This window comes from Streptomyces sp. NPDC017520, assembly GCF_044329855.1.
Lineage (GTDB): Bacteria > Actinomycetota > Actinomycetes > Streptomycetales > Streptomycetaceae > Streptomyces.
The window spans coordinates 814456-827172 of the sequence record NZ_JBIRKB010000001.1; the positions used below are offsets into that span (position 1 = coordinate 814456).

The following is a 12717-nucleotide window of genomic DNA, read 5'->3' on the forward strand; positions in this document are numbered from 1 at the left end:
GAGCATTCGGGTGAAAAGGTAAGGCCGATGACCTCGCACGATCGATCGGTGACCTGTTCAGGGCCCGTGCCCGCGGCGGCGGCCCCGGCCTCCGGCGGGCATGGACGGCGTGAACGGCGGAACGCAATCAGGCGGCAGGGATCTCCCGGCCTGCGCGGACTGCGACGTCACAGTCACGCTACGCTCACAAGGATTCCGCCCCAGACAAAAGTCCCCCAGCACTTCACGGCAGAACGGCTCAAGGCACCACATGCCCCAGCACACCTCCGGGTCTGACCGCGCGGCAGTACCACCGGTTGCGCGTGGCACTGTGCGCCCTCCCGCCCCCTCCTCCCTCGACGAGTTGTGGCGCTCGTACAAATCCACGGGCGACGAGCGACTGCGGGAGCAGCTGATCCTGCACTACTCGCCGCTCGTGAAGTACGTCGCGGGCCGGGTGAGCGTGGGGTTGCCCTCCAACGTCGAGCAGGCCGACTTCGTCTCCTCCGGGGTCTTCGGACTGATCGACGCCATCGAGAAGTTCGACATCGAACGGGCCATCAAGTTCGAGACGTACGCGATCACCAGGATCCGCGGCGCGATGATCGACGAACTCCGGGCCCTGGACTGGATCCCGCGGTCCGTCCGCCAGAAGGCGCGGAACGTGGAGCGCGCGTACGCCACGTTGGAGGCGCAGTTCCGGCGTACGCCGTCGGAGGCCGAGGTCGCCTCGGAGATGGGCATCGCCCTGGAGGAACTGCACGCTGTTTTCAGCCAGTTGTCGCTGGCCAACGTGGTCGCCCTGGAGGAGCTGCTGCACGTCGGCGGCGAGGGCGGCGACCGGCTGAGCCTGATGGACACCCTGGAGGACACCGCCGCCGACAATCCGGTGGAGGTCGCCGAGGACCGCGAGCTGAGAAGACTGCTCGCGCGGGCCATCAACACTCTCCCCGACCGCGAGAAGACCGTGGTGACCCTCTACTACTACGAGGGGCTCACCCTCGCGGAGATCGGCAACGTCCTCGGGGTGACCGAGAGCAGGGTCAGTCAGATCCACACCAAGTCCGTGCTCCAGCTCCGGGCGAAGCTGGCCGACGCGGGCCGCTGACGCCCCCTTCCGGGCGCTCTCCGGCCATCCGATCGGCGGCCGTGCCCTTCCCCCGCACCCCCGCCGCCGTAGAGTGGACGTGTGCCCAGGATTAGAGCGGCCTCGGTGGCCGAGCACCGGACCATGCAGCGCGGCGCCCTCCTGGACGCCGCGCGCTCCCTGCTGTCCGAGGGCGGGACGGAGGCGCTGACCTTCCCCGCGCTCGCCGAGCGCACGGGCCTCGCGCGCTCCTCCGTGTACGAGTACTTCCGCTCCCGTGCCGCCGTCGTCGAGGAGCTGTGCGCCGTCGACTTCCCCGTCTGGGCGGCCGAGGTCGAGAACGCCATGCAGGGCGCCGAGACGCCCGAGGCGAAGATCGAGGCGTATGTGCGCCGGCAGCTCGACCTCGTCGGGGACCGTCGCCACCGCGCGGTCGTCGCGATCTCGGCGAGCGAGCTGGACGCGGGCGCCCGGGAGAAGATCAGGGCCGCGCACGGCGGACTGATCGCCATGATCGTCGAAGCGCTGGGCGACCTCGGCCACACACAGCCGCGACTGGCCGCCATGCTCATGCAGGGTTCGGTCGACGCCGCCGTGCGCCGTATCGAACTGGGTGTCGCGGAGGAGCCGGGGGTCATCGCGGACACCGTCGTCGCGATGGTCCTGCGCGGCGTGAGCGGCTGACCCTGACGGCGTCCGGCTCCGGCACCCCGAACACCGGCAGCAGCCGCGAGGGGCCCTTCCGCAGCAGTGAGGGCGGCAGCAGCGAGAGCGGGTCCAGATAGGCGTCCCCGCGCCGCAGCCCCCAGTGCAGACAGCCCTCGTCGCAGTGGAACGGCCCTTCCTCCAGCACCCCGACCGGCTGCCCGGCCCGGGCGCTCGCGCCCTCCTCGACCAGCGCCCGCACCGGCTCGTACGTGGTGCGCAGCGGCGGCGAACCGCTGCCGGCCACCTCGACGGCGACCACCCCGCGCCCCGCCACCCGGCCCGCGAACGACACCCGGCCGTCGGCGGCCGCCAGCACCCGGGCGCCCGGCCCCGCCGCGAGGTCCACGCCGCGATGGCCGGGCCCGTACGGACCGGCGGGCGGCTCCCACCCCCGTGACACCGTGGGCCTCCCCGCCAGCGGCCAGCTCCGGGCGTCGCTGCCGGTGCCATCCCCCGTGCCATCCCCCGTGCCGCCGTCCGTGCCGCCGTCCGTGCCGCCGTCCGTGCCGCCGTCCGTGCCGGCGCCCGCACGGACGGCCGCGTCGGTGTCCGCTCCCGGCGAGGACGCCAGGGCTCCGGCCGGGACGACGGACCCACCCGGGGCCGAGGGGCGGGCCGGGAGCGGCACGCACAGCGGGAGCACGAGGCCCGCCAAGAGCACCAGGAGCGGCAGGAACGGGGCGCGGCGGGCGAGGGAGCGGCGTGGGCCGGGCTGAAGACGCATGACGCCACGATGGCCCGGAGGCCCGGATTCCGGGGATCAGGGGTTGTTCCTGTGGACTACTCGCCGGTTGTGGATATCGCGGCCACCCGGCCGTGGACTCACCGTCGCCCGGTTGTGGACGTCGCCGTCACCAGGCACCCGACCGGTCCCGTACACTTCTTACGGCGATCCGGGTCACCGGGTCGACTTCGCACGCCCCGCCACCTCCCTCTTCTCGGAGGTGGCCGCGCTCCTCGGTCCCTCGTGGCACGGCGCGTCGGGGCGTCAGGCGCGAGCGCAAACCTGCGGTCGCGATAACCGAGCACCTCAAGGAGTACGGCCATGGCCGTCGTCACGATGCGGGAGCTGCTGGAAAGCGGCGTCCACTTCGGTCACCAGACCCGTCGCTGGAACCCGAAGATGAAGCGCTTCATCTTCACCGAGCGCAACGGCATCTACATCATCGACCTGCTCCAGTCGCTGTCGTACATCGACCGCGCCTACGAGTTCGTCAAGGAGACCGTCGCCCACGGCGGCTCCATCATGTTCGTGGGTACGAAGAAGCAGGCCCAGGAGGCCATCGCCGAGCAGGCGACGCGCGTCGGCATGCCGTACGTCAACCAGCGTTGGCTCGGTGGCATGCTCACCAACTTCTCCACCGTCTACAAGCGCCTTCAGCGTCTGAAGGAGCTTGAGGTCATCGACTTCGAGGACGTGGCCGCCTCCGGCCTCACCAAGAAGGAGCTCCTGGTCCTCTCGCGCGAGAAGGCCAAGCTGGAGAAGACCCTCGGTGGTATCCGCGAGATGCAGAAGGTGCCCAGCGCCGTCTGGATCGTCGACACCAAGAAGGAGCACATCGCCGTCGGTGAGGCGCGCAAGCTCCACATCCCGGTCGTCGCGATCCTCGACACCAACTGCGACCCCGACGAGGTCGACTACAAGATTCCGGGCAACGACGACGCGATCCGCTCCGTCACCCTGCTCACCCGCGTGATCGCCGACGCCGTCGCCGAGGGCCTCATCGCCCGCTCCGGTGCCGCCACCGGTGACTCGAAGCCGGGCGAGAAGGCCGCCGGCGAGCCCCTCGCCGAGTGGGAGCGCGACCTGCTCGAGGGCGACAAGAAGGACGAGACCGCGGCTGCCGCCGAGGTCCAGTCCTCCGTCGAGACCGAGAAGGACGCCGCAGCCGACGCCGAGACGCCGGCCGAGGCCGTCGCCGAGGCCGAGGCCGCTGTCGAGGCTCCGGCCGCCGCCGAGGCCCCGGCCGCCGACGCGGACGCCGAGCAGGCCTGACACCCGTCACGGCTACTGACGGCGGGGGCTGACGCCACAAGCGTCGCCCCCGCCGTTCACCCGTAGATCTTTCAGACTTCGAGAGAGACATACAGACTCATGGCGAACTACACCGCCGCTGACGTCAAGAAGCTCCGCGAGCTCACCGGCGCCGGCATGATGGACTGCAAGAAGGCGCTCGACGAGGCCGACGGCAACGTCGACAAGGCCGTCGAGGCGCTCCGTATCAAGGGCCAGAAGGGCGTCGCCAAGCGCGAGGGCCGCTCTGCCGAGAACGGTGCCGTCGTCTCCCTCATTTCCGAGGACCAGACGTCCGGCGTCCTCCTCGAGCTGAAGTGCGAGACGGACTTCGTCGCCAAGGGCGAGAAGTTCCAGGCCGTCGCCAACACCCTCGCCGCTCACGTCGCCGCGACCTCCCCGGCCGACATCGAGGCGCTCCTCGCCTCCGAGATCGAGGCCGGCAAGACCGTCCAGGCGTACGTCGACGAGGCCAACGCCAACCTCGGCGAGAAGATCGTCCTGGACCGCTTCGCGCAGTTCACCGGCGCCTACGTCGGTGTGTACATGCACCGCACCATGCCCGACCTGCCCCCGCAGATCGGTGTTCTGGTCGAGCTGGACAAGGCCGACGCAGAGCTGGCCAAGGGCATCGCGCAGCACATCGCCGCCTTCGCCCCGAAGTACCTGTCCCGCGAGGACGTCCCGGCCGAGGTCGTCGAGGCCGAGCGTCGCGTCGCCGAGGAGACCACGCGCGCCGAGGGCAAGCCCGAGGCCGCGCTCCCGAAGATCGTCGAGGGTCGGGTCAACGGCTTCTTCAAGGAGGCCACCCTCCTGGGCCAGCCGTACGCGCTGGACGCCAAGAAGTCGGTCCAGAAGGTCCTGGACGAGGCCGGTGTCACCCTGAAGCGCTTCTCGCGCATCAAGGTCGGCATCTGACTCCGTCCGGGCGAACAGCGCCGGACCCGATAGGGTCTGGTGCAGTCGACGGCCGCACCCACGCCGGACGACCGCAGATCTGACGAGGAGGCCATTGCCGCTGTAGGGACACCAGACCCACCGGCAATGGCCTTCTTCGTATGTGCACGAGGAGAATTTCCATGGACAAGGGCGCGGACGCCATTCAGGCCGACGACCAGCGCGACGACAAGGGTTCCGGACGCTTCATGCTGAAGCTCTCCGGTGAGGCATTCGCCGGCGGCGGCGGTCTGGGCGTCGACCCCGACGTCGTGCACACCATCGCCCGCGAGATCGCCGCCGTCGTACGCGACGGCGCCCAGATCGCGGTGGTCATCGGAGGAGGCAACTTCTTCCGCGGCGCCGAGCTCCAGCAGCGCGGCATGGACCGCGCGCGGTCCGACTACATGGGCATGCTCGGCACCGTCATGAACTGCCTGGCGCTCCAGGACTTCCTGGAGAAGGAGGGCATCGACTCGCGCGTCCAGACCGCCATCACCATGGGCCAGGTCGCCGAGCCGTACATCCCGCTCCGCGCCGTACGGCACCTGGAGAAGGGGCGCGTGGTGATCTTCGGCGCCGGTATGGGCATGCCGTACTTCTCCACCGACACCACCGCCGCCCAGCGTGCCCTGGAGATCGACGCCGAGGCGCTGCTCATGGGGAAGAACGGCGTGGACGGGGTCTACGACTCCGACCCGAGGGCCAACCCCGACGCGGTGAAGTTCGACGCACTGGAGTACGGCGAGGTGATCACCCGCAATCTGAAGATCGCCGACGCCACCGCCATCACGCTCTGCCGCGACAACCAGCTCCCGATCCTCGTCTTCGAGCTGACCACCGAGGGCAATATCGCTCGCGCGGTCAAGGGTGAGAAGATCGGCACGCTCGTGAGCGACGAGAGCACCCGGGCCTGACGGCCCCCCAGGATGGACAACGGCCTGCCGGTCGGACACCGTGCAGGTGAGGACGCGACGCAGGACCCGCAGGGCCAGGCGATGACGACGCCTGGCCCACCCAAGACACGCAGGAGCACGTGGTGATCGAAGAAATCCTCCTCGAGGCCGAGGAGAAGATGGAGAAGGCCGTTGTCGTCGCGAAAGAGGACTTCGCCGCGATCCGTACCGGCCGTGCGCACCCGGCGATGTTCAACAAGATCGTCGCCGACTACTACGGCGCGCTGACCCCGATCAACCAGCTGGCCTCGTTCTCGGTTCCCGAGGCGCGGATGGCCGTCGTGACGCCGTTCGACAAGACCGCGCTGCGCAACATCGAGCAGGCGATCCGTGACTCCGACCTCGGCGTCAACCCGAGCAACGACGGCAATATCATCCGGGTGACGTTCCCCGAGCTCACCCAGGACCGCCGCAAGGAGTACATCAAGGTCGCCAAGACCAAGGCCGAGGACTCCAAGATCTCGATTCGCTCCATCCGCCGCAAGGCCAAGGAGACCCTCGACAAGCTCGTCAAGGACAAGGAGTCCGGCGAGGACGAGGTGCGCCGCGCCGAGAAGGAGCTTGACGACACCACCGCGAAGTACGTCGCGCAGGTGGACGAGCTGCTCAAGCACAAGGAAGCCGAGCTGCTCGAAGTCTGATGAACGACTCTTCCTGGGGCGCCCCGCAAGGAGCCGGTTACTGGGGCACGCCTGAGATGAGGGCTGCCCCGGCGGGTCCGGCCCACGATGTGCATGGCGCCCAGCAGACTCGGCCCATGCCCAACGTGCCGGACGTTCCCGACGCAGGTAGAGACGCACAGAGCCGCGAGGACCGGGACAGGGAAGCCGCTCACGTCAGCGGCCCCCTGTTCCGTGACGAGAAGCCGCAGGAGCCCATGTCCACCCCGCTGCCGCCCCCGCCGCAGAAGAAGCGCGCGGGGCGTGATCTGCGTGCCGCCATAGGGGTGGCCGTGGGTCTCGGCGCCGTCATCGGCGTCTCGCTGTTCATCGTGAAGGCCGCCTTCGTCGGCGTGATAGTGGCCGCGGTCGTCGTCGGCCTCTGGGAGCTGACCTCCCGCCTCCAGGAACGCAAGGACATCAAGGCGCCCCTGGTGCCGTTGGCCGTCGGCGGAGCCGCGATGGTCGTCGCGGGTTACGCGCGAGGTCCCGAGGGCGCCTGGATCGCGATGGCCCTGACCGCTCTCGCGGTGCTGGTCTGGCGGATGACCGAGCCGCCCGACGGGTATCTCAAGGACGTCACGGCCGGGGTCTTCGCGGCGTTCTACGTACCCTTCCTGGCCACCTTCGTCGCCCTGATGCTGGCGGCGGACGACGGTTCGTGGCGGGTCCTGACCTTCCTGATCCTCACCGTGGTCAGCGACACGGGGGCGTACGCGGTCGGCTGGCGCTTCGGCACGCACAAGCTCGCCCCGCGCATCAGCCCCGGGAAGACCCGGGAGGGCCTGTTCGGAGCGGTCGCCTTCGCGATGGTCGCCGGCGCGCTGTGCATGGAGTTCCTGATCGACGACGGCGCCTGGTGGCAGGGACTGCTGCTCGGCCTCGCGGTCGCGGCCAGCGCCACCCTCGGCGACCTGGGCGAGTCCATGATCAAGCGGGACCTCGGGATCAAGGACATGGGCACCCTGCTCCCCGGCCACGGCGGCATCATGGACCGGCTGGACTCGCTCCTGCCGACCGCGCCGGTCGTCTGGCTGCTGCTGGTGCTGTTCGTCGGCTCCGGCTGACCGCCTCGGCACCACGGCACCCGTCTCACCTGCACGTTTCACGAGTGAGGGTCCGTCGTCCACAGGGCGGCGGGCCCTCGCCCGTCTGTCTGCGACACTGGATGAACCATGCCTAAGCCCGGAGAACTCACTTTCGTCGCGCCCCGCGGATCCAAGAAGCCGCCGCGGCACATCGCCGACCTCACGCCCGCAGAGCGCAAGGAAGCGGTCGCCGCGACCGGTGAGAAGCCGTTCCGCGCCCAGCAGCTCTCGCAGCACTACTTCGCGCGGTACGCGCACGACCCGGCCGAGTGGACGAACATCCCGGCCGGATCGCGGGAGAAGCTCGCCGAGGCGCTGTTCCCCGACCTGATGTCCGTGATGCGGCACATCAGCTGCGACGACGACACCACGCGCAAGACCCTGTGGAAGCTGCACGACGGGACGCTCGTCGAGTCCGTCCTGATGCGCTACCCCGACCGCGTCACGATGTGCATCTCCTCGCAGGCCGGCTGCGGTATGAACTGCCCCTTCTGCGCCACCGGGCAGGCCGGCCTCGACCGCAATCTGTCGACCGCCGAGATCGTGCACCAGATCGTCGACGGCATGCGCGCCCTGCGCGACGGCGAGGTGCCCGGCGGGCCCGCGCGGCTGTCCAACATCGTCTTCATGGGCATGGGCGAGCCGCTCGCCAACTACAACCGCGTGGTCGGCGCGATCCGTCGCCTCACCGACCCGGAGCCGGACGGTCTCGGCCTCTCGCAGCGCGGGATCACCGTCTCCACCGTGGGCCTCGTCCCGGCCATGCTGCGCTTCGCCGACGAGGGCTTCAAGTGCCGGCTCGCCGTCTCGCTGCACGCCCCGGACGACGAGCTGCGCGACACGCTTGTCCCCGTCAACACCCGGTGGAACGTCCGCGAGGTGCTGGACGCCGCCTGGGAGTACGCGGAGAAGTCCGGCCGGCGGATCTCCATCGAGTACGCCCTGATCCGGGACATCAACGACCAGGCATGGCGGGGCGACCGGCTCGGCCGGCTGCTCAAGGGCAAGCGGGTGCACGTCAACCTGATCCCGCTGAACCCCACGCCCGGCTCGAAGTGGACCGCCTCGCGGCCCGAGGACGAGAAGGCGTTCGTCGAGGCCATCGCGGCCCACGGCGTGCCCGTCACCGTCCGGGACACCCGCGGTCAGGAGATCGACGGGGCCTGCGGGCAGCTGGCGGCCTCCGAGCGCTAGCCTCGCCCGGACACCGGACGGGCGGCCGAAATCCGCCGGTGTAGCCTGGGCCCGAAATCAACTTCATATTCCGACAGGGGAGCGCCACAGCGCTGAGAGTGCGGCACCAAGGACAGGTTGGCCGCAGACCCTCTGAACCTCGCCCGGGTCATTCCGGGTAGGAAGTTCGGACCTTACTCAAGCTGTTGCGCCCTGCCCGCTTCCGGTTCGCCGGACAGCGGGCGGGGCCGCGTCTCTTCCTGGTCACCTCCAGGAGGAATCACATGAACACCACCACGAAGTACGCGGCGACCGCGCTCGCCGCCGCTCTCGGCGTCACGCTGCTCGCGGGCTGCGGCGACGACGGTTCCGCCGGCTCCGGGGAGTCCAAGGGCCCGGCCTCCAAGACCGTCACCCTGGTCAGCCACGACTCCTTCAACGTCTCGGACAAGGTGCTGAAGGCGTTCACGAAGGAGACCGGCTACAAGGTCGAGATCCTCAAGAGCGGCGACGCCGGGGCCGCGCTCAACCAGGAGATCCTCACCAAGGGCTCCCCGCGCGGCGACGTCTTCTTCGGCGTCGACAACACCCTGCTCTCCCGCGCCCTCGACAACGGCCTGTTCACCGCGTACGAGGCCAAGGGCCTGGACACGGTCGCGGCGGACACGCAGACGGACGAGAAGAGGCGGGTCACGCCCGTCGACACCGGCGACATCTGCGTCAACTACGACAAGAAGTACTTCGCCGACAAGAAGCTCGCCCCGCCGAAGACCTTCGAGGACCTGCTGAAGCCCGCGTACAAGAACCTCCTCGTCACCGAGAACGCCGCGAGCTCCTCGCCCGGCCTCGGCTTCCTCCTCGGGACCATCGCCGCCCAGGGCGAGGACGGCTACGAGGCGTACTGGAAGAAGCTGAAGGCCAACGGCGTCAAGGTCGTCGACGGCTGGGAGCAGGCTTACAACGAGGAGTTCTCCGGCTCCGCGGGCGGCAAGAAGACAGGCGCCGACCGGCCGCTCGTCGTCAGTTACGCCTCCAGCCCGCCCGTCGAGGTGCTCTACGCCGACCCGCAGCCCAAGGAGGCCCCCACCGGGGTCGCCACCGGCACCTGCTTCCGGCAGACCGAGTACGCCGGACTGCTGACCGGGGCGAAGAACGAGGCGGGCGGCAAGGCACTGCTGGACTTCATGATCAGCAAGACGTTCCAGGAGGACATGCCGCTGAACATGTTCGTGAACCCGGTCGTGAAGGACGCGACCCTTCCCGAGCTGTTCACGAAGTTCGGCGAGGAGATCGACACGCCTCCCACCGTCGCGCCCGAGAAGATCAGCGCCAACCGTGAGCAGTGGATCCAGTCGTGGCAGTCGCTGGTCCTGAAGTAGAGCCCGGGGCGAAGACCGCCGAGGCCGCCCGGGCCCGACGCGGGCCCGGGCGGCGCGGGGCCGCGCTGCGGCTCGGCCTGATGGCCGTGCCCGTCGCGTTCTTCGCGGTGTTCTTCGCCTATCCCGTGACCGCGATCGTCGGCCGCGGGCTCAAGGCCGGAGGCGACTGGCAGTTCGGGCGGATCGGCGAGGTGCTGGCCCGCCCGGACATCCTCGACGTCCTCTGGTTCACCACCTGGCAGGCCCTCGCCTCGACCGCGCTCACCCTGCTGATCGCCCTGCCCGGGGCGTATGTCTTCGCCCGGTTCGACTTCCCCGGCAAGCAGCTGCTGCGGGCGGTCGTCACGGTGCCGTTCGTGCTGCCCACCGTCGTCGTCGGCACCGCGTTCCTGGCGCTGCTGGGGCGGGGCGGGCTCCTCGACGAACTGTGGGGCGTCCGGCTGGACACCACCGTGTGGGCGATCCTCCTGGCCCACGTCTTCTTCAACTACGCCGTGGTCGTGCGGACGGTCGGCGGGCTCTGGTCCCAGCTGGACCCCCGGCAGGAGGAGGCCGCCCGGGTACTCGGCGCCGGACGGTTCGCCGCCTTCCGCCGGGTGACGCTGCCCGCGCTCGCCCCGGCCGTCGCCGCCGCCGCGCTGATGGTCTTCCTCTTCACCTTCACCTCCTTCGGCGTCGTACAGATCCTCGGCGGACCCGCCTACGCCACCCTGGAGGTGGAGATCTACCGGCAGACCGCGCAACTGCTGGACCTGCCGACGGCCGCCGTGCTGACCCTGGTGCAGTTCGCCGCGGTCGGTGCGGTCCTCGCCGTGCACGCCGTGACCGTACGCCGCCGGGAGCGGGCGCTGAAGCTCGTCGACCCGGCCCAGACCTCCCGCCGGCCGCGCGGCGCCGGGCAGTGGGCGCTGCTCGGCGGTGTCCTGCTCACCGCGCTGCTGCTGATCCTGCTGCCGCTCGGGGTGCTGGTGGAGCGCTCGTTCGACGGAGCGGACGGGACCGACGGATACGGCTTCGGCTACTACCGGGCCCTCCAGTCGGCCGGGTCCGGCGGCTCCTCCACCTTCCTGGTCCCGCCGCTGGAGGCCGTCGGCAACTCCCTGCGGTACGCGCTCGTCGCGACGCTCATCGCTCTCGTCGTCGGAGGCCTCGCGGCGGCGGCCCTGACCCGGCGGGCCGGGCCGCTGGTCCGCGGCTTCGACGCGCTGCTCATGCTGCCGCTCGGGGTGTCCGCCGTCACCGTCGGCTTCGGCTTCCTGATCACCCTGGACGAGCCGCCGCTCGACCTGCGGACCTCCTGGATCCTGGTCCCGCTGGCGCAGGCGCTGGTCGGCGTCCCCTTCGTCGTACGGACCATGCTGCCCGTGCTGCGCGCGGTCGACGACCGGCTGCGGGAGGCCGCCGCCGTGCTGGGGGCCTCCCCGCTGCGGGCCTGGCGGGAGGTCGATCTGCCGCTGGTGCGGCGGGCGGTGCTGGTCGCGGCGGGCTTCGCCTTCGCCGTCTCCCTCGGGGAGTTCGGCGCGACGGTCTTCATCGCGCGGCCGGACAACCCGACCCTGCCGGTCGCCGTGGCCCGGCTGCTGGGCCGGTCGGGGGAGCTCAACTACGGGCAGGCGATGGCCCTCAGCACGATCCTGATGCTGGTGTGCGCGGTGTCGCTGCTGCTTCTCGAACGTATCCGCACCGACCGATCCGGGGAGTTCTGAACGACATGCTGAGCTTGCGGGAAGCCACCGTGCGGTTCGGGAAGCGGACGGCGCTGGACGCGGTCGACCTGGAGGTCGCCGACCACCGGATCGTCTGCCTGCTCGGTCCCAGCGGCAGTGGGAAGTCCACCCTGCTCCGGGCCGTCGCCGGGCTCCAGCCCATGGACGGCGGCCGGGTCCTGCTGGCCGGACAGGACCAGAGCGGCGTCCCGGTGCACCGGCGCGGCCTCGGCCTGATGTTCCAGGACCACCAGCTCTTCCCGCACCGGGACGTCGGCGCCAACGTCGCCTTCGGGCTCCGGATGCACGGCGTCGGGCGGGCCGAGACCGGGCACCGGGTCCGCGAGCTGCTGGAGCTGGTCGGTCTGCCCGGCGCCGAACGCCGCGCGGTCGCCGCGCTGTCCGGAGGTGAGCAGCAGCGCGTCGCGCTGGCCCGCGCGCTCGCCCCGCGCCCGAAGCTCCTGATGCTGGACGAGCCGCTCGGCCAGCTCGACCGCAGCCTCCGCGAACGGCTGGTCGTCGAACTGCGCGCCCTTTTCCAGGAGTTGGGCACCACCGTGCTGGCCGTCACACACGACCAGGGCGAGGCGTTCGCGCTCGCCGACCGGGTCGTCGTGATGCGGGACGGCCGGATCGCGCAGGAAGGCGGCCCGCTGGACGTCTGGCAGCGCCCCGCCTCCGCGTTCGTCGCCCGGTTCCTCGGCTTCGACAACGTCACCCCGGCGACCGTGACCGGCCCGGCCGCCGCCACCGCCTGGGGCAAGGTCCCGGTGCCCGAGGGCTCCTCGCAGGGCGAGGTGGATCTGCTGGTCCGGCCCGCCGGCGTCCTGATCGGCGCGCCCGAGGACGGCCTGCGCTGCACGGTCGGTGTCCGCACCTTCCGGGGGAACCACGTGACCGTACGCCTGACACCCGAGAACGCGCCGGTGCTGGAGGCCGAGTGCGCCCTGCGGGACACCCCGGACGAGGGTGCGGTCGTGGGCGTCCGCTTCGACGCGGCGGAGACGGTGGTGCTGGCGGCGGAGTGAGGGG

Annotated in this window: 12 protein-coding genes and 1 riboswitch; of the genes, 11 read left to right on the forward strand and 1 reads right to left on the reverse strand. The window is 70.5% G+C overall.

Annotated features, from left to right (window positions below):
- Positions 1 to 250 precede the first annotated feature (250 nt).
- Together whiG and ACH4KB_RS03640 are read left to right on the forward strand one after the other, a co-directional pair.
- Entirely contained in the window at positions 251 to 1087 is an 837-nt protein-coding gene (gene whiG / locus ACH4KB_RS03635; protein ID WP_398063159.1) for an RNA polymerase sigma factor WhiG, read from the forward strand.
- 105 nt (positions 1088 to 1192) lie between these two features.
- Positions 1193 to 1750: a TetR/AcrR family transcriptional regulator gene (locus ACH4KB_RS03640; RefSeq protein WP_018960723.1), complete on the forward strand. Its 558-nt coding sequence runs from the start codon at positions 1193 to 1195 to the stop codon at positions 1748 to 1750.
- Here the strand turns inward: ACH4KB_RS03640 and ACH4KB_RS03645 are convergent.
- The gene (locus ACH4KB_RS03645) at positions 1701 to 2498 is read right to left on the reverse strand and encodes a murein hydrolase activator EnvC family protein (protein ID WP_398063161.1); all 798 of its coding nucleotides are present in this window, start codon (positions 2496 to 2498) and stop codon (positions 1701 to 1703) included. The genes ACH4KB_RS03640 and ACH4KB_RS03645 overlap by 50 nt on opposite strands.
- Before the next feature lie 321 nt (positions 2499 to 2819).
- On the opposite strand from ACH4KB_RS03645, the gene rpsB reads away from it, so the two are divergent.
- From rpsB to ACH4KB_RS03690, 9 genes are all read left to right on the forward strand, one after another.
- Complete coding sequence (gene rpsB, locus ACH4KB_RS03650) at positions 2820 to 3770, forward strand: 30S ribosomal protein S2 (RefSeq protein WP_398063163.1); 951 nt, start codon at positions 2820 to 2822, stop codon at positions 3768 to 3770.
- Between the two features lie 99 nt (positions 3771 to 3869).
- Entirely contained in the window at positions 3870 to 4706 is an 837-nt protein-coding gene (gene tsf / locus ACH4KB_RS03655) for a translation elongation factor Ts (RefSeq protein WP_018960720.1), read from the forward strand.
- 161 nt (positions 4707 to 4867) lie between these two features.
- The gene (gene pyrH / locus ACH4KB_RS03660; RefSeq protein WP_398063165.1) at positions 4868 to 5641 is read left to right on the forward strand and encodes a UMP kinase; all 774 of its coding nucleotides are present in this window, start codon (positions 4868 to 4870) and stop codon (positions 5639 to 5641) included.
- A 122-nt stretch (positions 5642 to 5763) separates the two neighbouring features.
- On the forward strand, positions 5764 to 6321 hold the full coding sequence (gene frr / locus ACH4KB_RS03665; protein ID WP_018960718.1) for a ribosome recycling factor: 558 nt from the start codon (positions 5764 to 5766) through the stop codon (positions 6319 to 6321).
- Positions 6321 to 7406, forward strand: coding sequence for a phosphatidate cytidylyltransferase (locus tag ACH4KB_RS03670; RefSeq protein ID WP_398063167.1), 1086 nt, complete (start codon positions 6321 to 6323; stop codon positions 7404 to 7406). The genes frr and ACH4KB_RS03670 overlap by 1 nt, the downstream gene beginning before the upstream one ends.
- A 108-nt stretch (positions 7407 to 7514) precedes the next feature.
- Positions 7515 to 8621 carry a 23S rRNA (adenine(2503)-C(2))-methyltransferase RlmN gene (gene rlmN / locus ACH4KB_RS03675; protein WP_007452477.1) on the forward strand — a complete coding sequence of 369 codons (1107 nt, stop codon included), beginning with the start codon at positions 7515 to 7517 and terminating at the stop codon, positions 8619 to 8621.
- Positions 8622 to 8686: 65 nt separating this feature from the next.
- Positions 8687 to 8803: riboswitch (TPP riboswitch) on the forward strand.
- An 81-nt stretch (positions 8804 to 8884) separates the two neighbouring features.
- Positions 8885 to 9979: a thiamine ABC transporter substrate binding subunit gene (locus ACH4KB_RS03680; RefSeq protein ID WP_398063170.1), complete on the forward strand. Its 1095-nt coding sequence runs from the start codon at positions 8885 to 8887 to the stop codon at positions 9977 to 9979.
- 80 nt (positions 9980 to 10059) lie between these two features.
- Positions 10060 to 11685 (forward strand): ABC transporter permease, encoded by a 1626-nt coding sequence (locus ACH4KB_RS03685; protein ID WP_398063358.1) that lies wholly within the window; start codon positions 10060 to 10062, stop codon positions 11683 to 11685.
- A 5-nt stretch (positions 11686 to 11690) separates the two neighbouring features.
- The gene (locus ACH4KB_RS03690) at positions 11691 to 12713 is read left to right on the forward strand and encodes an ABC transporter ATP-binding protein (protein ID WP_398063172.1); all 1023 of its coding nucleotides are present in this window, start codon (positions 11691 to 11693) and stop codon (positions 12711 to 12713) included.
- The last annotated feature ends 4 nt before the right edge of the window (positions 12714 to 12717 follow it).